Source organism: Pseudorhodobacter sp. E13, from assembly GCF_003991405.1.
In the GTDB taxonomy this organism is placed as follows: Bacteria; Pseudomonadota; Alphaproteobacteria; order Rhodobacterales; family Rhodobacteraceae; genus Pseudorhodobacter.
Window position 1 is genome coordinate 1 of the sequence record NZ_RPEN01000013.1, and the last position, 218, is coordinate 218.

At 70.2% G+C, this 218-nt stretch carries 1 protein-coding gene; it reads right to left on the reverse strand.

Translation table 11 applies throughout. The features are described 5' to 3' along the window. Positions 1-218: VCBS domain-containing protein (locus EGN72_RS00040; RefSeq protein ID WP_158623081.1), on the reverse strand; the 218-nt coding region annotated here is incomplete at both ends.

The following is a 218-nucleotide window of genomic DNA, read 5'->3' on the forward strand; positions in this document are numbered from 1 at the left end:
CGATCAGATAGGACCAGGCGCCGCCCGCATCCACGCTGTAGGTGCCATAGCCCATGGCCCCCGTCCCCGAGGCCGGCTGGAACAGGTTGTCGTCGTTGTCGACATCCGCGGCGGTCGCCGTGCCGGTGATCGGCGCGGCGCTGTCCTCGGCCCCGATCCCGGACAGATCGCCCGCGATGACGGCCGCGTCATTGGCGCCTTCGATGGTGACGGTCACC